This is a genomic window from Desulfovibrio sp., assembly GCF_014803725.1.
Lineage (GTDB): Bacteria > Desulfobacterota > Desulfovibrionia > Desulfovibrionales > Desulfovibrionaceae > Desulfovibrio.
Map to the genome: position 1 here is coordinate 150,076 of NZ_JAAVBE010000003.1, position 22,685 is coordinate 172,760.

A 22,685-nucleotide genomic window follows, 5' to 3' on the forward strand; every position below is an offset into this window, starting at 1 on the left:
GGTATGCCCATGCCCGAGCTCATCGTCGCCCTCGACCTCCCCGACCGCGAAAAGGCGGTCAGCATGGCCCGCCAGTTGCGCGGCGTCCTCGACTGGTGCAAGGTGGGCCTTGAGCTCTTCACCCTCGGCGGCCCGCGCCTGCTGGAACGCCTCAAGGAGCAGGGCTACCGCGTCTTTCTCGACCTCAAGTATTACGACATCCCGCACACCGTGGCCCAGGCCGTGGAGGCCGCGGCCGTGCTCGGCGTGGACATGCTCACTTTGCACTGCCAGGGCGGCAAGCGCATGTGCCAGGCGGCCGTGGAAGCCCGCGACGGAGCCTCGGACGCCTGCTCCGCGCCGCTGCTCTTCGGCGTGACCGCGCTCACGAGCTTCGGCACCGGGGAGATGCCCGGGATAACAGTCCATCCCGGCGTTTTCGCGCAGGATCTTGCCGCCGGCGCCGCGCGCTGGGGGCTCGACGGCGTGGTCTGCTCCGGCCACGAAGTGCGGGACATCAAGGCCGCATCGCCCGGGCTCCGCTGCCTCTGCCCCGGCATCCGCCCGGGCGGCGCCGACGCCGGCGACCAGCGTCGCACCATGACCCCGGCCGAGGCCGTACAGGCCGGCGCCGACTATCTGGTGGTGGGCCGGCCCATCATCGAGGCCCCCTCGCCCGCGGAGGCGGCGGCCGCCATTGTGGAAGAAATGCGGGCCGCGTCCGTGGCGCCCGCGGCAGAATAAAGCAGCCAGAGGAAACCATGGCCGAGTCAGCAGCGTCCGCCGGACAGAACAAGACCGATGTGCGCGGGGTGTTTTCCACCCAGGAGATCCGCAAGGTCGGCACGGGAACGACCACGCGCAAGACCGTGCAAAAGACCTTCTGGTTCGTGGAGCAGCACGGGGACGTGATCGAGTGCCAGCCGCTCAACGCCAACTATGTGCCGAGCGGCCCCAAGCGCAAGATCACCATGGACGAGCTCATAGCCAAGTTCTCGCCGGAGCCGGAATTCTACCAGATGTCCGTGTATCCGAAGATGCGCGAGGTGGAGCAGTCCGTGGACAAGGGCGACAGCCACCGCGAAAAGGGCGAGACTTTCGCGGCGGAATACGAGTATTCGCGCGCGCTCAAGGTGGACGTGGCCAATGTGCGCGCCAATTTCGGCATCGGCCTCACCTATATGGAGCGCGGCGAGCTCGACAAGGCGCAGGACATCTTCGACCGCCTGCTCAAGCTGGACGGCGCCTTCGACGCCGAGCACAAGCACCTGTTCAACGAGTTCGGCATCAACCTGCGCAAGAACAAGATGCTCGCGCAGTCGGTGGAATACTACCAGCGCGCCCTCCAGCTCACGGCCAATGACGAGAACCTGCACATGAACCTCGCGCGCGTGCTGCTGGAAACGCGCGACATGGACGGCTGCCTCGAGCACCTGTTCGCCGCGCTGGAGCTGGCGCCGCGCCACGAGGTCTCGCTCAAGTTCCTCGCGTGGCTGTTGCAAAAATCCATGGTGCCCGCGGAAAAGATGGACAAGGTGCGCGAGCTTCTGACCGCCGCCAGCCAGGGGGCGCGGGCCGCGGCGGCTCCCGCTCCCCCGGCAGCCCCGGCGGCGGAGGCGCCGCAAGCCCAGAGCGCGGCCCCGGGCCCGCAATGAGCCACTGGCGCCTACGCGAGGCCCCGCAAGACGCCCCGGCCAAAGACCCGCCGGACCGCTGGGCGGAAGAGCTCGCCATCTCGCCGCGCCTGCTCGACATCCTGTGGCGGCGCGGCCTTACGGAGCGCGACGCCATCGACGCCTTCCTCTCGGCCCGGCTCGACTCCCTCACCCCGCCGGAGCGCTGGCCGCAGCTCCCCGAAGCCGCCGCCCTGCTCGCGCGCGAGCTTCTCGACGGCAAGCGCCTCGCCGTGTGGGGCGACTATGATGTGGACGGCGTGACGGCCACGGCCCTCGTGCTGGACGTGCTGGCCGCGCACGGCATCGAGGCCGCCCACCACCTCCCGGACAGGCAGGCCGAGGGCTACGGCCTCAACACGGCCGGCGTGGAAGCGCTGGCCGAAGCCGGCTGCGGCATCCTGCTCACCGTGGATTGCGGCATTTCCGACGCCGCGGCCGTGGCGCGGGCGCGCGAGCTCGGCATGACCGTCATCGTCACCGACCACCATGTGCCGCCGGACGATCTCCCGCCCGCCCATGCCCTGTGCAACCCGCGCACGGGCGAGCCGGCCCTGTGGCCCTGCGTCCACCTTGCCGGGGTGGGCGTGGCCTTCTACCTCATGGCCGCTGTCAATGCGGCGCTGGCCCCGCATACGGGGCGGCGCTTCCGCATGGACGGGGTGCTCGACCTCGTGGCCCTGGGCACGCTCGCCGATGTCATGCGCCTCACGGGCGAGAACCGCGTGCTCGTGCGCGGTGGCCTCGCCCGCATCGGCAAGGGCTCGCGGCCCGGCATGGCGGCGCTCAAGGCCGTGAGCGGCCATGACCCGGCAGGCGCGCTCACGGCAGGGCAGGCGGTGTTCCGCCTCGCGCCGCGCATCAACGCCGCCGGCCGCATGGGCAGCGCGGAAACGGCGCTCCAGCTCCTGCGCGAGCAGGACCACGCCCGGGCAGCAGAGCTCGCCGCCGAGCTTGACGCCTGCAACCAGGAACGCAAGGCCGAGGAAGAGCGCATCCACGCGGCCGCGCGCGAGCAGGCCGCGGAACTTTTGGCCCGGGGGCCGCACGCAGGGCTCGTGCTCTACGGGGAGGACTGGCACCCCGGCATCGTGGGCATCGTGGCCTCGCGCATCGTGGAGGAATTTTACCGGCCGGCCATCGTGCTCTGCCGGGACGGCGCAAGCCTCAAGGGCTCGGGCCGCTCGGTGCGGGAATTTGACCTGCATGACGGGCTTGCCCGCACGGCGGACTGCCTCACGGGCTTCGGGGGGCACCGGCTGGCCGCAGGGCTGCGCCTTGAGGAAGACCGGCTCGAGGAATTCCGCGCCCGCTTTGACGCGGCTGTTATGGAAGCCTTGGGCCCGGAGCCGCTGGAACCGACCCTGACCCTTGAATGCGAGCTGGGCTTCGGGGAGGCCTCCGACCTCGACTTCCTCAAGGAGCTTCAGCTCATGCAGCCCTTCGGGCCGGGCAATGCCGAGCCGGTCTTCGCCTCGCCGCCGGTGGTGGTCACGGAGCGATCGTATCTTGGCCGCAGCCGGGAGCATGTGCGGCTGCACCTCAAGGACGAGGCGAGCGGCATCACGCTCGCGGCGAAGGCCTGGCGCATGGCCGACGCGCTCCCCCCTTCCCTGGTGGGCAAGACCATACGCATCGCCTACACCCCGCGCATCGACACCTATAACGGCATAGCCTCGGTGGATCTCGGCATCAGGGACTGGAAGCTCTGCCGCGACGTGGCGCCGGCGCGCCGCGCCTAACTCGCCGCCTCACCACGCTCGAGCCAGAGGCGCAAGCCCGCATAGCCCACCACATGTTCGGTGTCGCCCGAGGCCGTGGCCGAGGTGTCGTGCGCGGCCAGCTCCACCCGCACACGCCCGAGACGGCCGGCCGCAAAGAGGGCCAGGGCCAGCGGCGCGGCGCCGCACATGCTGATGTCCGCCTCGTCCACCACCCGCAAAAGGCCGGTGGCATCCGCCGCCAGCGCGCGCTCAAGGGCGAGCGCGTCCTTCTGTTCGGTGCGGCGCACATTCTCATAATGGTTCATGTCCGAGCTCACCACCACGCCCACGTCGGCGTTTTCCGGCCGGCCGAGCACCGAGGCCAGGGCCTCGCCCGCGCGGGCGAGCGCCCCGGGGTGCCGCGTGCCCACGCAGACAGGGACCACCGACTGGAGGCCGCTTCCGCCCTCGATGGCCGTCTCCTGCAAAAAGGGCAGCAGCACCTCGATGGAATGCTCCCCGAGATGCGCGTGCACATCCGGCGTGAAGCCCCCGCCCGCGGCCATAAGTGCCCGGGCCAGCGCCTCGTCCACCGTGACCTGGCCCAGCGGCGTGAGCCACGCGCCCCCGGGCCAGACGCCCAAGGGCTCCCCGCGGCCGGTATGGTTGGGGCAGAGGATGACGAGCCTTCGGGGCAGCACCAGGCCGTCGAGTGTCGCCCCGGCCACGGCGCCGCTGAACACATAACCGGCATGCGGCAGCATGCAGCCCCAGGCCTTCCGGCTGCAGCCGGGCAGCGCAGCGTCTTCGGACGCCGCGAGAAAACGGCGCACTTCCCGGCGCAGGGCCTGGGGATTTGCGGGATAAAACCGGCCCGCGACCACGGGCTGACGTACGGGCATGGCCCTCTCCCTCCCGCTCATCAGAAGAGCGCCTTGCCGCCGAGCCAGTGATGGCGCACGCGGCCATGGAGCNGGCGCCCCANNAAGGGNGTNTTCTTGCCGCGCGAGCGCANGGCCTCCGGCGTGACCTCCCAGGNGGCGTCCGCGTCGAAGAGGAAGAAATCCGCCGGATCGCCCGGGGCGAAGTCATTGCGNGGCAGCCCGAAGATCTCGGCCGGGCGCCGGCTCCAGAGGCGNTGNACATCGGCCTCGGTGAGCGCGCCCTCGCGCACCAGCTCCCACGTGAGNGAGAGCGCGAGNTCNAGCCCGGTGAGGCCGCAGGGCGCNAGGTCGAGNGTNTCGTCCTTTTCGTGNGCCGCGTGCGGGGCGTGGTCNGTCACAAGGATGTCCACNATGCCGGAGGCCACGGCCTCGCGCAGGGCCGCGCGGTCGTCGGCCGTCCTCAGGGGCGGGCTCACCTTGGCGAGCGTGTTGTAGCCCTCGAGGGCCGTCTCGTCGAGCANNAGGTAATGCGGGCAGGTCTCGGCGGTGACGCGCACGCCGCGCGCCTTGCCCCAGGCGATGAGGTCCACGGTGAGNCGGCTCGACACATGNGCGATGTGCACGGGNAGNNNNAGATATTCGGCNAGCATGATGTCNCGCGCGGCCTGNATGGCNTCNCCCGCCGCGGGCTGCCCCTTGACGCCGAGCATGCCGCTCACGTCGCCCTCGTGCATGAGCCAGCCGCGGGCGAGGTGCGGGTCCTCGCAGTGNTCGATGAAGACCATGCCGAGGTCGGCCGCGTATTCCATGATGCGCCGGACGAGCTCCGCGCTCTCCAAGGGGCGCCCGTCGTTGGACACGGCCACGCAGCCCGCGGNCCGCANCTCGGCGAGNGGCGNCAGGGCCTCGCCNTTNAGNCCCACGCTGGCCGCGGCCACCGGGTAGAGGCGCGGGCCGTCGGGGTGGCTCTCCCGCGCGCGCTCGAGCATGAAGCGCGTCACCGNNGCCGTGTCNTTGACNGGCTTNGTGTTGGCCATGCACATCACCTGCCCGAAGCCGCCGTGCGCCGCCGCGTCAAGGCCCGTGGCGATNTCNTCCTTGTATTCAAAGCCGGGCTCGCGCAGGTGCACATGCGCGTCGGTGAGGCTCGGGAACAGGCGCAGGCNGTGGGCCTCGAANACCTCGCAGCCCTCGGGNGGCGCCACATGGCCCGCGGGCGTCATGGTGANGATGCGGNCGCCGTCCACCAGAAGGTCCACGGGCGCGTCCAGNTGCCGGGCATTGCGGATNNAGAGCNTCANNNGGCTCCTCCCTCGGTGCGCGTGGCGAGCAGGTAGAGGATGGCCATGCGGGTCGCCACGCCCGCGGCCACCTGGTCGAGCACGAGACATTCCGGNGCGTCGGCCACGGCGCTCGAAATTTCNAGGCCCCGGTTCATGGGCCCGGGGTGNAGNACCNGGCAGCCNGGCTTCGCCTTNNCAAGATGCCGGAAGTCCAGGCAATAGCGGCGCGAATATTCGNAGAGNTCCGGCAANAGGCCGGCCTGCTGNCGCTCGAGCTGGAGGCGCAGGCACATGACCGCGTCCACGCCGTCCATGGCCTTGTCNAGGTCGGNATANACCTCNGCCGGCCAGTGNTCCACCCCGGCGGGCANCAGGGTGCGCGGCGCGCAGAGCCGCACCTTGACCCCGAGCATGCGCAANAGGTGCAGGTTGGAGCGCGCCACGCGGCTGTGGGCGATGTCGCCCAGGATGAGCAGCTCGCGGCCGGCGAAATCGTCNCCCCAGACNTCGCGCAGGCTGAAGCAGTCGAGNAGGGCCTGGGTGGGATGGGCGTGCCAGCCGTCGCCGCCGTTGACCACGCCNCAGGGCAGAAGNTCCGCNAGNTAGCGGGCCGCGCCGCTCGACTGGTGNCGNATGACGATGACATCCGGGTTCATGGCCTGNAGCGTCAGGCCCGTNTCCTTGAGGCTCTCGCCCTTGTTGATGCTCGAGCCCGCCGTGGANAGGGCGAAGGTNTCNGCCGAGAGGCGCTTGGCCGCCACGTCGAAGGAGGTCTTGGTGCGCGTGCTGTTTTCGGCGAAGAACAGCACCACGGTCTTGCCCTTGAGGGTGGGCACCTTTTTCACCGGGCGGCGGTTGATCTCCTGNAAGCCCGCGGCGAGATCCAGCAGGCGGCGCACCTCGNCGGNNTCAAGCTGGGTCACGTCGAGNAGGTCCTTGTGCGGCCAGGGGTGGCGGTTGTCATCGGGCATGGCGCGGCGGNCCTCCTTGGCNGCGGGTGANGCGGCGNNCCGGGACGGGGGCAAAAAAAATCCCCGCTCTCGGGAACGGGGAAACGGCTGCCCAAACGGCGGGGCCGGCGGGACGGGACAAGGCCCGCGCAAAAGTCTGCGCGGCGGCGTGCGGCCACGCGCAAGCGGCAGGCGGCTGGGTATCCATGCCTGAAGTTTAGGCGCGGCACCTGGCATTGTAAAGAAAAAATCCCGGCGCTTCCGTGAAGCGGTTGACGGCGCCCGGGCCTTTGACTACCGTGGGCCTTCCCGCGCGGCCGGCATAGCTGCGCGGAAAGGCCGCATGCCAGCGGGGCCACTGCCTCAGGGAGGAAACGCATGCTCGTCTCGCTTCTCATCTACCTCTGCTGCGGCGCCGTCGTCGGCGTGCTCGCCGGGCTGCTCGGCGTGGGCGGCGGCACGGTCATCGTGCCCATCCTCGTGGCCGTCTTCCCCTATGAGGGCGTGCCCCCGCAGTATGTGCAGCAGCTCGCCCTCGGCACCTCGCTCGCCAGCATCATGTTCACCTCCATTTCCAGCGCGCGGGCGCATCACCTGCGCGGCGCCGTGAGGTGGGACATCTTCCGCCACATCGTGCCCGGCATCCTGCTCGGCACCTTTTTCGGCGGCCTCATCGCCACGCACCTGCCCACCATGTTCCTCAAGATCTTCTTCATCTGCTTCCTCTTCGCCATTTCCGCGCAGATGATCTCCAACTACCGGCCCCCGGCCAGCCGTGACCTGCCCGGCGCCGTGGGCACGGCGGGCGTGGGCGGCATCATCGGCATGGTCTCGAGCTTCGTGGGCATCGGCGGCGGCTCGCTCTCCGTGCCGTTCATGACCTATTGCAACGTGCCCATCCACACGGCCGTGGGCACCTCCGCGGCCATCGGCTTCCCCATAGCCGTGGCCGGCACCCTTGGCTATATCGTGGGCGGCTGGGGCCGGCCAGACCTGCCCGCGTCATGCCTTGGCTTCGTGCACCTCTGGGCGCTCTTCGGCATCGCCTGCGCGAGCTGCCTGACCGCGCCCATCGGCGTGCGCCTTTCCCACTCGCTGCCCACGAAGAAGCTCAAGCGTTTCTTCGCGTTCTTCCTTATCGTTGTGGGCCTGAAGATGCTCTGGGATCTGCTCTAGACCGCCCGCGCCATGCTCACCACCTATAACCGCAAGCTCACCGAATCCGTCTGGTGGAACCTGCTCTGGCTCACCGTGGGCGCCTTCCTCATGACCGTCTGCATCCAGAGCGTGGCCGCGCCGCACAACTTCCTCGCGGGCGGCGTCATGGGCGTGGCGCTGTTGCTCAACTATTGGGCGCACGGCCTGCCGCCCCTCGTCTGGTATCTCGCGCTCTGCCTGCCCATTTACATCGTGGGCTGGTTCCTCCTCGGGCGGCGCTTCCTGCTCTATACGGTCTATGGCACGCTGGCCATCAATTTCTTCGGCTATTTCGTCACCTTTGAGCTGCCCTTTTCCAACGACGTGTACGCGGCCCTCGTGGGCGGCGTGCTCAACGGCGCGGCCGCGGGCATCATGCTCCGCACCCTCGGCAGCAGCGGCGGCACGGACGTGTTCGCCATCCTGCTCAAGGAGCGCTGGAACATTCCCATCGGCCAGTTCAACTTTCTCTTCAACGCGAGCCTCTTTCTCATCGGCGCCTTCCGCCTGCCCGCGGACCTCATCGTGGCCTCCATCCTGATGATGTTCATCTCCTCGCAGACGCTGGAATATGTGCTCGGCATGTTCAACCGCCGCAAGCTCGTCATGGTGATCTCCAACCGCGGCGAGGAGATCGGCGAGGCCGTGCTGGCGAGCGAGCGCTACGGCGCCACCATGATCCGCGCCAAGGGCGCCTATTCCGGCACGGACCGCGAGATCTTGCTCACCGTCACCAACAACGTCGCCCTCAAGCGGCTGGAAAACCTCGTCTATACCATCGACCCGCACGCGCTCTTCATCGTCGAGAACACCTTTTACGTCTCGGGCGGCCAGTTCGCGCGCCAGGGCCGCTAGGGCATGCCCCGGGAGAGTGCCGGGCGCCCCGTTGCCTTTCGGGCCCGGAGCCTTTTCTCGCTCGCCGGGGAGGGGCCCGCGCGAGGGGCCGGCCTTTTGGCGCCGCTCGCCCGCGTGGACGACGCCCTCCTTCTGACGCGGGGGGGGCGCATCGAGGCCGTGGGCCGGTGGAAGGGCACGCGCCTCCCGGTGGGGACGCTGGTGCGGGATCTGGGCTCTGTCTGCCTCATGCCGGGCTGCACCAACGCGCACACCCATGTGCAGCTTTCGTGGCTCGCCGGGCGCACACTGTGGGGGCACGGCTTTGCGGCGTGGCTCACGAGCCTCATCCCGCAGGTGGTTGCGCCGGTAGAGAGCGAGGAGGCAAAGCGGAGACGGGACGCCGTGGCCGCAGCCTGTACAGCGCTGGCCGAGTGCGGCACCCGCTGGGTCGGCGATGTGGGCGGCTCCGCGCCCGGGGCGCTCACGGCCGTGCGTGAGGCCTGTGACGCCGCCGGGCTTGAAATCCGCCAGTTTTGCGAGTGGTTCGGGTTCGCGCCGCCGCTCGTGGACGGAGAGAGCCCCTGGCCCCCCCGCTGCCGCGCGGAAATCGCCGCGGATGCGGGGCTTGAAGCCGCCTGTGCGCCGGGCGGGCATGCCCTCTACTCCACGGCGCCGGAGATTTTACAGGCCGCGCGGGAGTGGTGCGCCCGTGCCGGGCGCGTCTTCAGCTTCCATCTGGCGGAATCCCCGGAAGAAACCGAACTGCTCACCCAGGGCACAGGCCCCTTGCGCGCCTGCTACGAGGGCACGGTGCTCCCCGCCGGCTGGCGGGCGCCGCGCCTGCGGCCGGCGGCCTTTGCCCTGGGCCTCGGGCTGCTCGGCCCCGGCGTGCTCGCCGTGCACGGCGTCCAGCTCAACGGGGAGGAAATCGCGGCGCTTGCCGCCAGCGGCGCCGCGCTCTGCCTCTGCCCGCGCTCCAACGAACATCTCGGCGTGGGTGTCGCGCCCGTGCGCCAGCTCATGCAAAGCGGCGTCCTGCTTTGCCTCGGCACGGACGGCCTCTCCTCCAACAGCGACCTTGACGTGCGCACCGAGGCCCTCTGGCTGCGCGAGCATCTGGATATCCCCGTCCGCGCGCTCGTGCGCCTGCTCACGGTCAACGGCGCCGCGGCCCTGGGTTTCCCGGCGGGCGCGGGCACGCTGGCGCCCGGCCAGCCGGCGGTCTTCGCCGTCCTGCCCGACATGTCCTAAACAAGCCCGGAGAAAAACAGTCAGGGATGAGGCCCCGCGCTATTCCGCGGGGAAATGCGCGCGCCGGCGCGGCGAGCCCCTGCCGGAACGCGGCAGCGGGCAGAGCGCGGCCAGCCGCTCGGCAGACTCGGCATAGTGCCGCCGCACCGCGCGCTCAATGGCCTGGGCGTCCTTGAGGCGCAGGGCCTCGTAGACATCCGTATGCCGTTGCAGCAATTCGGCGGTGGTGTAGAGGTGCTGCCACTGCTGGAACATGAGGTACTTGGAGATGACGCGGCAGGAGCTGCGCGCGATGCCCACCACCAGCGTATTGCTGGCACGGGCGAGCAGGGTTTCGTGGAAGAGGGTGCCGAGCTCCGCATGCACGTCCACGGGGGCGTTTTCCTGCACGCACTGGTGCATGCGCTCGAGCACGTCCTCGAGGTCGGGCCACGGGCCGTCGGGATGGCGCAGCGCCACCTCGGCCGCGGCCGCGCCTTCCAGCAGCCCACAGAGCTCATAGCGGTTTCGGATGCTTTCGCCGGTGAGCAGGGTCACGCACTTGCCGCGCTTGGGGTGGGACATGAGCAGGCCCTCGGTCTCCAGCTGGTAGAGGGCCTCGCGCACGGGCGCGCGGCTGATGCCGCATTCATCGGCGAGGCTCGCCTCGCTGATGCGGTCGCCGCCGCGGAGCTTGCCGCTGCGGATGCGCTGGCGCACCAGGCGCGCGACCTGCGCGCCATAGGTGGGCTTGTCGAGTTTTGCGCTCTTGTCCTGCGCCATTCTCCCCTACCTCGTTCACCCGCAGGGCGGGAACCGAAAAGGCCGCTGCCGCGCCCGGGCCGCGCCCCTTTGCGGCAAGGGGCCAGCCAGGAAAACAAAATACCCAAAATCCACGGCTTACAGGTATTTATAGACGTTTCCGCCGCTGGCGGTCAAGGGCGAACGCTGGCGAAATCGCCGCTGACGGCACCGAGGCGCCGCAGGGCCTCGGGCGAGATGACGGCGATGACGCCCCGCGCCCCGGCGTTGATATAGAGCGTTTCCTGGCGGAACAGGCTTTCCTGCGCGAAGACAGGGAGCGGCGCGAGGAGGCCGAAGGGGCAGATGCCGCCCGGCAGATAGCCGGTCAGCCTGTGGGCCGTGGCGGGCGCGCTGGGCACAAGGCGGCGCATGCCGGCAAGCCGCTCCAGCCGGCGCACGGAAACGCGCATGTCGCCGTGCATGAGCGCCATGAGCGCGCGGGCGCCCGTGCCGTCGTCGAACACCAGGCTCTTCACCACCAGATGTTCGTCCAGGCCGAGCTTGCGGGCCGCGTCGGCCGTTCCGCCCCTTTCGGTGAAGGCATAGTCGAGGCGCAGCGCCGCAAGGCCCAAAGCGCGCAGGGCCGCAAAGGCGGGCGCGTCCGGGGCAGCCTCTGGAGCAGCGTCTGGGGCAGCGTCCGGGGGAGCCTCTGGCGCAGCGTCTGGCGCAGCATCGGACCCGGGTGCGCCCCGGCTGGCCTCGCCGCCTCCTCCCGGCATGTTTTGTCGACCGTATACTGTTGACAATGCTTTTGCTCCCCCCTATGCTTGAGCAAGCCTTGATTATACCATAGGATACGAACACACCACAAGGGAGGATGCCATGGCCACCGTCACCGCCAAATATCTTGGGAATCTGCGCACCGAATGCGTCCATGTCGCCAGCGGCACCACGCTCGTCACCGACGCGCCGGTGGACAACCAGGGCAAGGGGGAATCCTTCTCGCCCACCGATCTCTGCGCCACGGCGCTCGCCGCCTGCGCCATGACCATCATCGGCATCTACGGCCAGTCGCATGACGTGGACGTGACCGGCACGACCATCGACGTGACCAAGACCATGAGCGCCAATCCGCGCCGCATCGGCAAGATCGAGGTGGTCTTCCACATGCCCGACCGCGACTACACAGACAAGCAGAAGCTCATGATCGAGCGGGCGGCCCTCACCTGCCCTGTCCATCTCAGCCTGCATCCCGATGTGGAGCAGGTCTTCACCTTCAAATGGGCGCGTTAGCCCCCGCGAGGAAACATCCATGAAAACCGTCATCAAGAGCGCCAGTGCCCCGGCGGCCATCGGCCCCTATTCCCAGGCCATCCGCAAGGGCGACACCCTCTATCTTTCGGGCCAGATCGGCCTCGTGCCTTCTACGGGCGAGCTCATCTCGCAGGACGTGGCCGAGCAGACCACCCAGGCGCTCGCCAACATGAAGGCCGTGCTCGCCCAGGCCGGCGCCAGCGTCGCCGACGTGTGCAAGGTCACGGTGTTTATCACGGACATGGCCGACTTCCAGACCGTGAACGATGTCTACGCCCGCACCTTCACCGCCGACCCGCCGGCCCGCTCCTGCGTGGCTGTGGCCTCGCTGCCCAAGGGCGCCCGCGTCGAGGTGGAGGCCATCGCCGTCCTCTAGGCGCCGCCGCTCACGCCGCATTGGCGGCCCATTGCTTCAAAACGGCCTGTCCTTGCTTGGGCAGGCCGTTTTTCTTTTGTCGGCAGAAATATAGTTGACATTTTCTGTCGACAAAAACTTGCCATTGCCCTTTCTTTCACATATGCTGGCCTTGAACGGCACATCCCGGCCTCGTCGGGAATGGCACAGCTTTTCAGGGGGATGCCATGCAAGCACCTTGTCTGGGCCTGGTCTGCCGGGAATGCGGTACCCGCGTTCCCGAAGCCAAGTTCGTCCTGACCTGTCCCGACTGCGGCGCGCCCATGCGCGTGGTTTTTGACCCGGCGGGCCTCGCGCGCACCCTGGCCGACGGCCTGCCAGCGCCGGCAGGCCGCTCCGCGCTGCACCAGTGGCGGAACATCCTGCCCATCAGCGACATGGCGCTCATCCCCCGCGTGAGCCTCGGCGAAGGGGAGACGCAGCTGTTGCCCTCGCTGCGCATGGGCGCGCGCCTCGGCATCCGCGACCTGCGCTTCAAGGTCGAACAGGGGCCCACCCTTTCGCTGAAAGACCGCGGCACCTCCCTGTGCGTGCTCAAGGCGCTGGAATTCGGGCGGCGCACGGTCTGCGTGGCCTCGTCCGGCAACAATGCCGCCAGCGTCTCGGCCTATGGCGCGCGCGCCGGCCTTGAGGCCGTGGTCTTCGTGCAAAAGCAGGTCTCCCCGGCCAAGGTGTGCAAGAGCGTGGTCTACGGCGGCCGCGTGGTGCGCATCGACGGCGACATGGCCACGGCGAGCCGCATCTGCAACGAGATGGTGGAACGCCATCACTGGTTCCAGTGCGGCGGCCCCAACCCCTACCGCATCGTCGCCAAGCGCACCTTCGCTTACGGCATCGTGCAGCAGCTTGGGCAGGCGCCGGACGTGCTGCTCATTCCCTGCGGGGGCGGCGCGGGCCTTGTGGCCGCGCACGACGCCTTTACCGAAATGCTGGCCGCGGGCGTCATCACCCGGCTGCCCCGGCTCGTGGGCGTGCAGCTCGAAGCCTGCGACCCCATCGCCCGGGCCTTCCATGCCGGCGAGGACACGGTGCGCCCGGTGGAGAAAAAGCCCTCGCGCTCCGACGCCATCATGAACGCCAACCCCTACTGGGGCCGCTATTGCCTCAAGGCCGTGCGCGAGACCGGCGGCACCATGATCTCTGTCAGCGACGAGGAGTTTCTCCGCACCATCCGCGAGCTGGGCCGGGAGGAGGGCATCTTCGCCGAACCTGCGGGCGCCGCGTCCGTGGCGGCGCTCACGAAGCTCGTGAAGCTGCCGGCATTCGCCTCGCCCGGGGTGACGGTGTGCAATATCACGGGCCACGGCCTGAACGCGCCCGCTGTGGCCACCAGCGATGAGGATTTCCCGGACGTCACGGCGCCCACTGTGGAAGCCGTGGAAGCCGCGTTGCGCGGCCGTCCGTAGCATTCTCCACATTTCCCCAAGAGGAGGGAGGCATGAAACGCGTATTCCTGTCCATGTTCCTCGTTGTCGGGCTCCTGGCGGCCCCCGCGTTCGCCGCGGACTACCCCACCAAGCCCATCACCCTGATGACGGCCTTCAACCCCGGCGGCGGCAGCGACGTGAGCCACCGCCTGCTCGAGAAATACGCCAAGGGCATCTTCGCCGAGCCCCTCGTTGTCATCTACAAGCCGGGCGCCGGCGGCGAGATCGGCTGGACGTGGCTCGCCCAGGCCAAGCCGGACGGCTACACCATCGGCGGCGTCGACCTGCCGCATATCGTCCTCCAGCCCATGCTGCGCCCGAGCGGGCAGGCCGGCTACACCACCAACCAGCTGAGCCCCATCTGCAACCTCGTCTATGACGCCGACGTGGTCATGGTGCCCGAGAAAAGCCCGTGGAAGACCTTTGCGGAATTCATCGAGCACGCCAAGGCCAATCCCGGCAAGATCAAGGTGGCCACCGTGGGCAAGCTCACCGGCGACCACCTCTTCCTCATGCAGATCGAAAAGGCCACGGGCGCCAAGTTCACCCAGGTGCCCTATCCCGGCAGCGGCAAGGCCATCCCGGCGCTCCAGAGCGGCGAAGCCGATGCCTATTTCGGCTCCGGCTCGAGCTTCCTGCGCATGGAGAACACGCGCGGGCTCGCCATCGGCTCCCCCGAGCGCTATGAGCTCTGCCCCGATGTGCCCACCTTCAAGGAACTGGGCTACGACATCACCTCCGGCAAGTACCGCGGCATCGCGTCGCCCCTGAACATCCCCAAGGACGCGCGCGACTATCTTGAAAGCAAGTTCCGCGAACTCTGCGCCGACCCCGAATATCAGAAGGCCGTCAAGGCCGGCGGCCTCATGCCCGACTACCGGGACAGCGCCGCCTTTGCCGAGATCATCAAGAATGAGGAGGCCCGGGCCCGCGCCATCCTCACGGAATTCGGCCTGCTCAAGTAAGGGCTTCACGCGGCGGCCCGGCGCACAGCCCCCCGAGGGCGCCGGGCCGCCCCCGTGCCTCCAAACGCCTGCCGCAGCCTGCTCTTCCGGCGGAGGGCCCCATGTTCGAGCCCCTGACCATCCTCGCCAACCTGGCGGACCCGTTCACCCTGGCGCTCATGACTCTGAGCGCGTGCTTCGGCATCATCATGGGCGCCGTGCCCGGCCTGTCGGGCACGCTCGGCATCGCCCTGCTCCTGCCCTTCACCTTCGGGCTCGACCCGGCCACGGCCCTGCTCATGCTGGGCTCGGTCTATTGCGGCTCGGAGTATGGCGGCTCCATCCCCGCCATCCTCATCAACACGCCGGGCACCGCGGCCGCGCTCTGCACCACCTTTGACGGCTATCCCATGGCCATGAAGGGCCAGGCGCAAAAGGCGCTGTTCACCGCGCTCATCTCCTCGGTGTTCGGGGGGCTGTTCGGCGTTTCCGCGCTCATCTTCCTGTCGCTGCCGCTCGCCGCCATCTCCATGCAGTTCGGCGCGCCGGAACAGTTCTGGCTTTGCGTGTTCGCCCTGACCATCATCGCCTCGCTCTCGTCCGGCAATGTGCTCAAGGGCATCCTCGGCGCCCTGCTCGGCCTGGTGCTCGCCTGCGTGGGCATGGACCCCATCACCGGCTACCCGCGCTTCACCTTCAACACCATGGAGCTCATGGGCGGCATCAGCGTGGTGCCCGCGCTCATCGGGCTGTTCGCCATCCCGCAGGCCCTGCTCCTCCTCAAGCCGGCGGACACGGGCGAAGCCGTCATGGCGCCCTATATCTCCACACCCGGCGTGTTCCTCAAGACCCTGCGCGAATTTTTGCGCCGCATCTGGGTGGTGGGGCTCGCCGGCGTCATCGGCGTCATCGTGGGCATCATGCCCGGCGCCGGCGGCAATATCGCCACCTTCGTGGCCTATAACGAAACCAAGCGCTTTTCGCGCAAGGGCAAGGAATTCGGCACCGGCCTCATGGAGGGCATCATGGCGCCCGAGGTCTGCAACAACGCCGTGGTCGGCGGCGCGCAGATCCCCATGCTCACCCTCGGCATCCCCGGGAGCGCCCCTGCGGCGGTGATGCTCGGCGCGCTCATGACGCACGGCCTCAAGCCGGGCTTCAAGCTGTTCTCCGAGCAGGGCAACACGGTCTACACCTATGCCTTCGGCCTCATCGTCGCCAATATCCTCATTCTCCTGCTCGGGCTCGTGCTCGTGCGCATTTTCGCGCGGGCGCTGAAGATCCCGCAGCATTTCCTCGTGGTGGCCATCCTCGCACTGTCCATCGTGGGCGCCTATTCCATCAACAATTCGCCCACCGACGTTCTTTCCATGGCGGTCTGCGGCATCCTCGGCTATACTCTCATTCGCTTCAGGTTCGGGGTGGCGCCCGCGGCCCTCGGCCTCATCCTCGGCACCACCATGGAGGAGGGCTTCAAGCTCTCCCTCCATCTCGGCGCGGCCGAGGGCAATGTCGTGCTGTTCTTCTTCTCCCGGCCCCAGAGCCTCGTGCTCGTGGGGCTGACCCTGCTTTCCCTCGGCTATGCCGTGTGGAAGGAATGGAAAAACCGGAACGAATGAACCGGGGGCGCTCCATGACCCAACGCACCGCCGATATTCTCTCCGCCGCGGCCCTGTTCGCCTTTGCCCTGATGATGCGCGCGCAGCTTGAGGGCGTGCCCGTGGAGGGCACCATCTTTCCGCTCAGCACGCTCTACTGCATCATGGGCGCGAGCCTTCTGCTCGCGCTCAACGGTCTGCGCGCGAGCGGCAGCCTCTCCTTCTTCGCCGGCATCCCCCCCTTGCGCTGGTGCGCCATCTGCGCCATCTTCCTGCTCCAGGTGCTCGGCGCCATGTATGTCTCGTTCCTGTGCGCCATGGCCGCGGGCATGATCGCCATGCTCCTTATCCTCACGCCCCGGCGCACCGGCCGCGCCCTTTTGGCCGACCTGGCCTTTGTGGCCGGCTTCCTCCTCTTTTTCCAGCTCTTCTTCACCGACATCATGCACATCTTTTTCCCGGAATACCTGTTCTGAGAAAGCCCCTGCCAAGGAGAGACCATGCGCATCACCATCATCGGAAGCGGCCCCGCCGGCTATACGGCGGCCTTTGAAGCCGCGCGCCGCGGCTGCGCGGTGACGCTGGTGGAGCGCGACTCCCTGGGCGGGGTCTGCCTCAACCGCGGCTGCATCCCCACCAAGACCCTGCGCGCCAGCGCCGACGCCGTGCTTTTGGCGGCGCGCCTTGCGGAATTCGGCGTCACGGGCATGGGCGCGCCGGGCATCGACGCGGGGGCGGTGCAGAGGCGCAAGGAGTCGGTCATAAGCATCCTGCGGACCGGCCTCGCCAAAAGCTGCGAGCGGCTGGGCATCAGCCGGCTGCACGGCGCGGCGCGCTTGAGGGACGCGCACACCGTCAGCGTGCGCAGCGACGGGGAGGAGACGCGGGTGGAGGGCGATGCCGTCATCCTGGCCCCCGGTTCGCGCATCCGGAATCTGCCCGGCCTTGGGCCCGACCATGAACGGATCTGCGACAGCAACGACGCGCTGGACCTCACGGAGATCCCCGAGAGCTGCATCATCGTGGGCGGCGGCGTCATCGGCTGCGAGCTCGCGGGCATCCTCTCCGCTTTCGGGAGCCGCGTGACCGTGGTCGAGGCGCAGGAAAGGCTGCTGCCGCTGCCCTCGGTGGATGCGGATATCAGCACCCTGCTCGAACGCGAGATGCACAAGCGCAAGATACGCATGCTCACCAGGCGCACGCTTGACCGCGTGCGCGTGGAAGACGGCAAGGTGCGCGCCACGGCCGTGCCGTGGGGGGAGGGGGCGCAGGGCGACGGGGAGGAGCTGGAAGCGGCGCGGCTTTTCGTCACCGTGGGGCGCGCGCCCGACACGGAGGGCCTGGGCCTCGCCGAAGCCGGGGTGCGCGTGGACGAACACGGCTGGATCGGGGCGGATGCGGAGTTTCGCACCTCGGTCCCCGGCATCTGTGCCGCCGGGGACGCTCTGGGGCCGGGCCGCAGCATGCTGGCCCATGTGGCCGCCATGGAGGGCCTCGCCTGCGTGGAGACCCTGCTCGGGGGCCACGGCCAGGTGGACTATGCCGCGGTGCCCTCGGCCATCTTCACCACCCCCGAGATAGGCTGCGTGGGCCTCACGGAAAGCCAGGCGCGCGCCGGCGGCGAGGAAGTGGTCTGCGCCACCACGCTCGTGCGCCAGCTGGGCAAGGCGCACGCCATGGGCGAATTGCCCGGTTTCTTCAAGATAGTGGCGAGCCGCGGGGACGGGCGCCTGCTCGGCATCCACATGGCCGGCGCCCACGCCTCGGACATGCTGGGCGAAGCGACCCTTGCGCTGTCCCTCAAGGCCGACCTTTGGCAGATGGCCTCAACCATCCACGCCCATCCCACCCTGAGCGAAGGCCTCTTCGAGACGGCGCGGGCCGCCCTTCACGAGCTGGAGCGGAGCGGCGCCTGAACGGGACGCGTATCGGGGCGCCCAGCTCTCAGCGGCCGCCCTCGCCGCGCAGGGCAAGGATGCCGGCGAGGATGCTCCAGGGATTGGGCGGGCAGCCGGGCACATAGATGTCCGGCGTGAGGCCGGCTTCCGCGAGGGCGTCCGCCACGGGCGCCGGGCGCGTGTCCCCGGCCGTGCCCCCGAGGCCGCCCAGGCATTCGGGCGCCTCGCGGAACAGGCCGCCGGAGATGGCGCAGGCGCCCACGGCCACGAGCAGGCGCGGCCGGGGCACGGCGGCCCAAGTGTCGATAAGGGCCGCGCACATGTTGCGCGTCACCGGGCCGGTGACGACGAGCCCGTCGGCATGGCGCGGCGAGGCCGTGAACTCGATGCCGAAGCGGCCCAGGTCATAGACGAGCGTCCCGAGCACATTGGTGTCCGCCTCGCAGGCATTGCAGCCGCCGGCGCTCACCTCGCGCAGCTTGAGCGAGCGCCGGAACAGCCGGAAGCGCCCGCCCATGAGCGCTGCGGGGTCGGCGGGCACGGGTTCTTCCCCCTCCTCACCCGCTGCCTTCGGCCGCACCAGAAGCCCCTCGCGCGTGGCCGCGGCCACCCGGTAGTCCCCGCTGAAGCGAATGGCGCCCTCGGGGCAGGCATCCGCGCAGGCTCCGCAAAAGATGCAGCGGCCCATGTCCAGCAGCGGCGTGCGCCCCGGCGCGTCCGCCCGCGCCAGGAGCGCCCCTGCCGGGCAGGCGGCGTAACAGGCGCGGCATTCCCCGCACGCCGTGTCGGCCAGCTCGGGTCGCCCGCGGTAGCGCGGAGAGAGCGCGGGCTCCTTGCGGGGCCAGTCAAGGGTGCGCGAGCCTTGTTTCAGGCGCTCGGCAAGGATGCGGAACATGGCGAGCCCTCACAGGTCATAGCCGCAATAGGACAGATTGAAGCTCTTGTTGCAGAGCGGGAAATCCGAGATCTGGCCGCCGCGCATGGCGAGCGCCATGCCCGTCCAGTTATGGAAGGAGGGGTCCACCACCCGGAGCGCCAGAAAATCCCCGGCCGGCCCGGTGACGCCCACATGGCAAATCTCGCCGCGCCAGCCTTCCACCTGGGCCACGGACAGCCGGAATGGCGGAAGCGGTGCGAGCGCGGCTTTTTCCATGCCGCGCGCCTGCTCCCGCCAGGCCGCGTCTTCGGGGTGGCGCGCCAGCCAGTCGAGGTCTGCGGCCACCATGGTGAGCGAATCCTCCATTTCCGCCCGGCGCACCGCGGCGCGGGCGAACACGTCGCCCGTGCGCTCCGTCCTCGGGGCGGGCGCCGCCTGCGCAAGCCCCGACAACGGCGCATGAAAGCGCGCGTCCCGCGGAAGGCCGCTGGCCCGCGCCGCCACGCCCACAAGGCCGATCTCGCGCGCAAGGGCCTCCGTCACCTGCCCGGTGCCGGCCATGCGCTGGCCCACGCTGGACGAGGCGAACATGGTTTTCGCCGAACCCGCGGCGTCCCTGCCCGTGGCGGCGAGGCGCCCGGCCATGTCCGCACATTCGTCGGGCGAAAGGCCCCAGGCCGCGCCGCCGTAGGCGAGCAGCCCGCGCCCGAAGCGGTTGCCGCAAAGCGTTGCTGTGAGATTGAGGAAATCCCCGCGGATACGGCCGTTCCACGACGAGGTGGGCAAAAAGCCCGTGTCGCCGGCGATGGCGCCGAGGTCGCCGCAATGGTTGGCGAGGCGCTCGAGCTCAAGGCCCACGCGCCGGAGGCGCTGGCACCGCTCCGAAAGCTCGCCAAGGCCCAAAAGGCGCTCGCGCAGCACGCAAAGGGCCGTGGCGTGCGCCACGCTGGAATCGCCGGCCGCGCATTCCGCAAGGCGCACGGCGGCCACCGGCGCTCCCGCCGCCCGCGGGCGCAAAAGCTCCATGAGGGCGCGGTGCTGGTAGCCGAGCGCTATCTCCAGATGCAGGATGATCTCGCCATAGCACTGGAAGCGGAAATGCCCCGGCTCGATGATGCCCGCATGCACCGGGCCCACGCCCACTTCGTGCACCTCGCTCCCGTCCACGCGGTAAAAATCGCGGCCCGACCCGCCGGGCGCGTCCGGCGAGCGGCGCACGGGCTTGAGCCAGGGGTGCCCCTCGGGCAGGATGCCCCATTCCTCATAAATCTCGCGCTCGAAAAGCTCCACCTGCGGGCAGGCTTCGGCCAGCGAGGGAAAGGCCGTGAGCGGCGCCGTCCGGGCCGCGGCAAGGCGCTGTTCTGCATCGTGGGCGAGCACGCAGCACAGGCCGGCCGCGCCGTCCCCTCCGGCCTCGGGCAGGCCGAAATACGCGAGCACGCGCCAACCGTCCCGGACGTATTGGAGGATGCGCTCGCCCAGCGCTTCGGCGGTGAGGACGGGGACTTCGTTGAGCGCGACGGCCTCGCGATAGTCAAACTCGTACATCACTGCCCCCCGATGAGCCGTCCGCCCATTTCGAGAAAATGCCAGAGCCACGAAGGCACCCAGAGGCCGAGCCCGAGCACGGCCACGGCGAGCGCCAACGGGGGCACCACGCTCCAAAGCGGCTCGCGGCGGCTGCGCGGCCTCGCGGACATGTCCAGCGGGCGCGCGCCCTGCACCATGCGCAGCACCGCCACGGACATGCCCACGAAGATGACCGCGAGCGCCGCAAGATAGATGCCGGCCACGAGCCACGCGCCGTCGGCCAGCATGCCCTTGAGGATGATGAGCTCGCTCACGAAGATGCCGAAGGGCGGCGAGCCCGCCACGGCGAGGAAGCCCGCCGTCCAGAGCGCGCCCGTGGCCGGCATGGTCCAGCGCAGGCCGCGCACGTCGTAGCTCGAATAGGTGTGGTAGCGCGCGAGGATATTGCCGGAGAGCAGGAAGAGCAGGCACTTGGTCAGCGAATGGCAGACGGAGTGGAGCAGCGCGCCCTCCACGGCGATGCCGCCGAGTCCGATGCCGAGGGAGAGGATGCCCATGTGCTCCACGCTGGAGTACGCGAGCAGGCGCTTGTAATGCCCCTGGCCCACGATGAAGATGGCCGCGGTGAGCAGGGAGAGGATGCCGAAAAACACGAGCAGCCCGCCGCTGAAGCCGCCGAGCCCGGCGGCGAGCAATATCTGGTGCCCGCGCAGGATGCCGAGGAGCGCGCAGTTGAGCAGCGCCCCGGAGAGCAGGGCCGACACCAGGGAGGGCGCCTGGCTGTGCGCATCGGGCAGCCAGTTGTGCAAGGGCGCCAGCCCCATCTTGGTGCCATAGCCCACGAGCAGGAAGATGAAGGCGGCCTTGAGCCAGGGGGGCGCTGCCGCGGGCGCATGGGCCACGAACCAGCCGAGGGAGTCGATGTCGTCGGCGAGCACCGGGCTCTCGGCGCCGCTCCCGGGCGCGTAGAAGGCCACGGAAAGCAGGATGTTGCCGAGCAGGGCGAGCGCGATGCCCACGGAACAGATGATGAGGTATTTCCAGGTCGCCTCCAGCGAGCGCCGGTGCCGGTGAAAGTAAATGAGCGGGGCGCTCGAGAGCGTCGTGGCCTCGATGCCCACCCACAGGGCGCCCAGGTGCGGGGTGGTGGTGACAAGGCTCATGGCCGCGAGGAAGAAGCAGAGGCAGGCGGTGAAGCGGCGTTCCGGCGAGTTGGTGAAGGGGCGCCCGTCATGGATGCAGGTGCGCACCTCGATGGCCTCCTCCTCGCGCAGATAGCCCACGGCGTAGATGGAGGCCGCGAAAAATAGCAGGCTCGCCAAAATGAGGAAGAGCCCGCCCAGCGCGTCCGGCGCCATGAGGCCGCCGAGCGCCGCGGGGTGCTCGCCCCGGGCGACGGCCGCCACCGTGGCGAGCGAGAGCGAGACGTGCCCGGCCCCCGTGAGCGGCAAAAGGGCGCGGCAGAAAGCCGCGTTGCCCACGGCCAGCATGAGGACGCCCGCCACCAGCGGGAGGAGGATCAGGGCTTCAAGCATGATCAGTCCCGGAGGCTGCGGAAGCGGCCCGTGTCGAGGGAGTCAAAGGTCTCGCCGATATGCCCGATGGCATTGCCCATGACGAAGACGGCCACGAAGATGTCGAGCAGGAGCGCGAGCTCGAACCAGATGGCGCCCGCGGCCATGAGCGGCATGCCGAGGAGGAAGATACCGTTTTCCGCCACGAGATAGCCGATGACCTGCGAGATGGCCGTGGCCCGTCCCACCACGAGGATGAGCCCGCAAAAGAGCGTGGTGAGCGCCGTGGGCAAAAGCAGCGGCGGGAAGAGGTCGGGCAGGATGGGGAGCCGCGTCTCGAGCCAGAGCGAAAAGACGAGGCCCAGGATGCCCGTGACCACGCACACGCCAAGGTGCATGCGCGGCCTTGGCTCGTCAGCGGCGCCGAGCCTGCGGCGGGTGCGCTCCAAAAGGCCCGGCAGGAGCAGGCCCTTGATGCCGAGCACCGCGCAGGCGAGCAGCGCGTGCTCCATGCCGAAGAGCAGCACGCTCAGCAGGATGCCCTGAAAGGCCGTGAGCCGGATGAGCGCGCGGATGCCCGGCGCGCCCAGAAGGAGCAGGTTGTTCAGCAAAAGCAGAAACAACATGGTGGAAAACAGCGAGGTCAGCGAAATCAGCGGGATCATGGGGCTCGCTCTCCGTGGCTTCG

At 69.2% G+C, this 22,685-nt stretch carries 22 protein-coding genes; 13 read left to right on the top strand and 9 right to left on the bottom strand.

Translation table 11 applies throughout. The annotated features are described in order from the left end of the window. Positions 1-9: 9 nt before the first annotated feature. Genes pyrF through recJ form a run of 3 tightly spaced genes read left to right on the top strand, consistent with a single transcriptional unit; the run spans position 10 to position 3,394 of the window. A complete protein-coding gene (gene pyrF, locus HDR50_RS00985) occupies positions 10-723 on the top strand; it encodes an orotidine-5'-phosphate decarboxylase (protein ID WP_291355160.1) in 714 nt (237 codons plus the stop codon). Positions 724-740: 17 nt separating this feature from the next. Then, positions 741-1,634 (top strand): hypothetical protein, encoded by an 894-nt coding sequence (locus HDR50_RS00990; protein ID WP_291355161.1) that lies wholly within the window; start codon positions 741-743, stop codon positions 1,632-1,634. Beyond that, positions 1,631-3,394, top strand: a complete 1,764-nt coding sequence (gene recJ, locus HDR50_RS00995) for a single-stranded-DNA-specific exonuclease RecJ (RefSeq protein ID WP_291355162.1) — start codon at positions 1,631-1,633, stop codon at positions 3,392-3,394. The genes HDR50_RS00990 and recJ overlap by 4 nt, the downstream gene beginning before the upstream one ends. On the opposite strand, the gene amrB is transcribed toward recJ, so the two are convergent. The 3 genes from amrB to HDR50_RS01010 all read right to left on the bottom strand — a co-directional run bounded on the left by amrB (position 3,391) and on the right by HDR50_RS01010 (position 6,493). Then, entirely contained in the window at positions 3,391-4,257 is an 867-nt protein-coding gene (gene amrB / locus HDR50_RS01000; RefSeq protein ID WP_291355163.1) for an AmmeMemoRadiSam system protein B, read from the bottom strand. The genes recJ and amrB overlap by 4 nt on opposite strands. 20 nt (positions 4,258-4,277) lie before the next feature. Then, positions 4,278-5,498 carry a dihydroorotase gene (locus tag HDR50_RS01005; protein WP_291355165.1) on the bottom strand — a complete coding sequence of 407 codons (1,221 nt, stop codon included), beginning with the start codon at positions 5,496-5,498 and terminating at the stop codon, positions 4,278-4,280. Positions 5,499-5,536: 38 nt separating this feature from the next. Continuing rightward, the gene (locus HDR50_RS01010; protein ID WP_291355166.1) at positions 5,537-6,493 is read right to left on the bottom strand and encodes an aspartate carbamoyltransferase catalytic subunit; all 957 of its coding nucleotides are present in this window, start codon (positions 6,491-6,493) and stop codon (positions 5,537-5,539) included. A 357-nt stretch (positions 6,494-6,850) separates the two neighbouring features. On the opposite strand from HDR50_RS01010, the gene HDR50_RS01015 reads away from it, so the two are divergent. From HDR50_RS01015 to HDR50_RS01025, 3 genes are all read left to right on the top strand, one after another. After that, positions 6,851-7,648 carry a sulfite exporter TauE/SafE family protein gene (locus HDR50_RS01015; RefSeq protein WP_291355167.1) on the top strand — a complete coding sequence of 266 codons (798 nt, stop codon included), beginning with the start codon at positions 6,851-6,853 and terminating at the stop codon, positions 7,646-7,648. A 12-nt stretch (positions 7,649-7,660) separates the two neighbouring features. After that, positions 7,661-8,524 carry a YitT family protein gene (locus HDR50_RS01020; protein WP_291355169.1) on the top strand — a complete coding sequence of 288 codons (864 nt, stop codon included), beginning with the start codon at positions 7,661-7,663 and terminating at the stop codon, positions 8,522-8,524. Between the two features lie 96 nt (positions 8,525-8,620). Further along, on the top strand, positions 8,621-9,757 hold the full coding sequence (locus HDR50_RS01025) for an amidohydrolase family protein (protein ID WP_291355171.1): 1,137 nt from the start codon (positions 8,621-8,623) through the stop codon (positions 9,755-9,757). Positions 9,758-9,796: 39 nt separating this feature from the next. Here HDR50_RS01025 and HDR50_RS01030 read toward each other — a convergent pair whose 3' ends face one another. Together HDR50_RS01030 and HDR50_RS01035 are read right to left on the bottom strand one after the other, a co-directional pair. After that, entirely contained in the window at positions 9,797-10,519 is a 723-nt protein-coding gene (locus HDR50_RS01030; protein ID WP_291355173.1) for a GntR family transcriptional regulator, read from the bottom strand. 152 nt (positions 10,520-10,671) lie between these two features. Then, on the bottom strand, positions 10,672-11,259 hold the full coding sequence (locus HDR50_RS01035) for an aminoacyl-tRNA deacylase (protein ID WP_291355175.1): 588 nt from the start codon (positions 11,257-11,259) through the stop codon (positions 10,672-10,674). A gap of 103 nt (positions 11,260-11,362) precedes the next feature. On the opposite strand from HDR50_RS01035, the gene HDR50_RS01040 reads away from it, so the two are divergent. The 7 genes from HDR50_RS01040 to lpdA all read left to right on the top strand — a co-directional run bounded on the left by HDR50_RS01040 (position 11,363) and on the right by lpdA (position 18,094). Next, positions 11,363-11,773, top strand: a complete 411-nt coding sequence (locus HDR50_RS01040) for an OsmC family protein (RefSeq protein WP_291355177.1) — start codon at positions 11,363-11,365, stop codon at positions 11,771-11,773. Between the two features lie 19 nt (positions 11,774-11,792). Beyond that, complete coding sequence (locus tag HDR50_RS01045; RefSeq protein WP_291355179.1) at positions 11,793-12,170, top strand: RidA family protein; 378 nt, start codon at positions 11,793-11,795, stop codon at positions 12,168-12,170. A gap of 206 nt (positions 12,171-12,376) precedes the next feature. Continuing rightward, positions 12,377-13,615 (top strand): threonine synthase, encoded by a 1,239-nt coding sequence (gene thrC, locus HDR50_RS01050; RefSeq protein WP_291355181.1) that lies wholly within the window; start codon positions 12,377-12,379, stop codon positions 13,613-13,615. Between the two features lie 32 nt (positions 13,616-13,647). Continuing rightward, positions 13,648-14,601: a tripartite tricarboxylate transporter substrate binding protein gene (locus HDR50_RS01055; RefSeq protein ID WP_291355183.1), complete on the top strand. Its 954-nt coding sequence runs from the start codon at positions 13,648-13,650 to the stop codon at positions 14,599-14,601. Between the two features lie 101 nt (positions 14,602-14,702). Continuing rightward, entirely contained in the window at positions 14,703-16,199 is a 1,497-nt protein-coding gene (locus HDR50_RS01060; RefSeq protein WP_291355185.1) for a tripartite tricarboxylate transporter permease, read from the top strand. Positions 16,200-16,213: 14 nt separating this feature from the next. Continuing rightward, a complete protein-coding gene (locus HDR50_RS01065; protein WP_291355187.1) occupies positions 16,214-16,654 on the top strand; it encodes a hypothetical protein in 441 nt (146 codons plus the stop codon). 24 nt (positions 16,655-16,678) lie between these two features. Then, positions 16,679-18,094, top strand: a complete 1,416-nt coding sequence (lpdA, locus tag HDR50_RS01070) for a dihydrolipoyl dehydrogenase (RefSeq protein ID WP_291355189.1) — start codon at positions 16,679-16,681, stop codon at positions 18,092-18,094. A gap of 28 nt (positions 18,095-18,122) precedes the next feature. On the opposite strand, the gene HDR50_RS01075 is transcribed toward lpdA, so the two are convergent. From HDR50_RS01075 to HDR50_RS01090, 4 genes are read right to left on the bottom strand one after another with little or no spacing between them, the layout of a single operon-like run. Beyond that, positions 18,123-18,971, bottom strand: a complete 849-nt coding sequence (locus HDR50_RS01075) for a 4Fe-4S dicluster domain-containing protein (RefSeq protein WP_291355191.1) — start codon at positions 18,969-18,971, stop codon at positions 18,123-18,125. Positions 18,972-18,980: 9 nt separating this feature from the next. Then, positions 18,981-20,501 carry an NADH-quinone oxidoreductase subunit C gene (locus HDR50_RS01080; protein ID WP_291355193.1) on the bottom strand — a complete coding sequence of 507 codons (1,521 nt, stop codon included), beginning with the start codon at positions 20,499-20,501 and terminating at the stop codon, positions 18,981-18,983. Continuing rightward, positions 20,501-22,018: a proton-conducting transporter membrane subunit gene (locus HDR50_RS01085; protein ID WP_291355195.1), complete on the bottom strand. Its 1,518-nt coding sequence runs from the start codon at positions 22,016-22,018 to the stop codon at positions 20,501-20,503. Before HDR50_RS01085 ends, HDR50_RS01080 begins: the two co-directional genes overlap by 1 nt. 2 nt (positions 22,019-22,020) lie before the next feature. After that, on the bottom strand, positions 22,021-22,662 hold the full coding sequence (locus tag HDR50_RS01090; protein WP_291355197.1) for a hydrogenase-4 component E: 642 nt from the start codon (positions 22,660-22,662) through the stop codon (positions 22,021-22,023). Positions 22,663-22,685 lie beyond the last annotated feature (23 nt).

Excerpts from the sequence above, each read along its gene's own strand:
- HDR50_RS01065 (WP_291355187.1), top strand. The coding sequence starts at position 16,214 with ATGACCCAACGCACCGCCGATATTCTCTCCGCCGCGGCCCTGTTCGCC.
- HDR50_RS01030 (WP_291355173.1), bottom strand. The coding sequence starts at position 10,519 with ATGGCGCAGGACAAGAGCGCAAAACTCGACAAGCCCACCTATGGCGCG.
- HDR50_RS01075 (WP_291355191.1), bottom strand. The coding sequence starts at position 18,971 with ATGTTCCGCATCCTTGCCGAGCGCCTGAAACAAGGCTCGCGCACCCTT.
- amrB (WP_291355163.1), bottom strand. The coding sequence starts at position 4,257 with ATGCCCGTACGTCAGCCCGTGGTCGCGGGCCGGTTTTATCCCGCAAAT.
- HDR50_RS01090 (WP_291355197.1), bottom strand. The coding sequence starts at position 22,662 with ATGATCCCGCTGATTTCGCTGACCTCGCTGTTTTCCACCATGTTGTTT.
- HDR50_RS01040 (WP_291355177.1), top strand. The coding sequence starts at position 11,363 with ATGGCCACCGTCACCGCCAAATATCTTGGGAATCTGCGCACCGAATGC.
- pyrF (WP_291355160.1), top strand. The coding sequence starts at position 10 with ATGCCCGAGCTCATCGTCGCCCTCGACCTCCCCGACCGCGAAAAGGCG.
- thrC (WP_291355181.1), top strand. The coding sequence starts at position 12,377 with ATGCAAGCACCTTGTCTGGGCCTGGTCTGCCGGGAATGCGGTACCCGC.
- HDR50_RS01020 (WP_291355169.1), top strand. The coding sequence starts at position 7,661 with ATGCTCACCACCTATAACCGCAAGCTCACCGAATCCGTCTGGTGGAAC.
- lpdA (WP_291355189.1), top strand. The coding sequence starts at position 16,679 with ATGCGCATCACCATCATCGGAAGCGGCCCCGCCGGCTATACGGCGGCC.
- recJ (WP_291355162.1), top strand. The coding sequence starts at position 1,631 with ATGAGCCACTGGCGCCTACGCGAGGCCCCGCAAGACGCCCCGGCCAAA.
- HDR50_RS01080 (WP_291355193.1), bottom strand. The coding sequence starts at position 20,501 with ATGTACGAGTTTGACTATCGCGAGGCCGTCGCGCTCAACGAAGTCCCC.
- HDR50_RS01035 (WP_291355175.1), bottom strand. The coding sequence starts at position 11,259 with ATGCCGGGAGGAGGCGGCGAGGCCAGCCGGGGCGCACCCGGGTCCGAT.
- HDR50_RS01015 (WP_291355167.1), top strand. The coding sequence starts at position 6,851 with ATGCTCGTCTCGCTTCTCATCTACCTCTGCTGCGGCGCCGTCGTCGGC.
- HDR50_RS01060 (WP_291355185.1), top strand. The coding sequence starts at position 14,703 with ATGTTCGAGCCCCTGACCATCCTCGCCAACCTGGCGGACCCGTTCACC.
- HDR50_RS01045 (WP_291355179.1), top strand. The coding sequence starts at position 11,793 with ATGAAAACCGTCATCAAGAGCGCCAGTGCCCCGGCGGCCATCGGCCCC.
- HDR50_RS00990 (WP_291355161.1), top strand. The coding sequence starts at position 741 with ATGGCCGAGTCAGCAGCGTCCGCCGGACAGAACAAGACCGATGTGCGC.
- HDR50_RS01085 (WP_291355195.1), bottom strand. The coding sequence starts at position 22,018 with ATGCTTGAAGCCCTGATCCTCCTCCCGCTGGTGGCGGGCGTCCTCATG.
- HDR50_RS01055 (WP_291355183.1), top strand. The coding sequence starts at position 13,648 with ATGAAACGCGTATTCCTGTCCATGTTCCTCGTTGTCGGGCTCCTGGCG.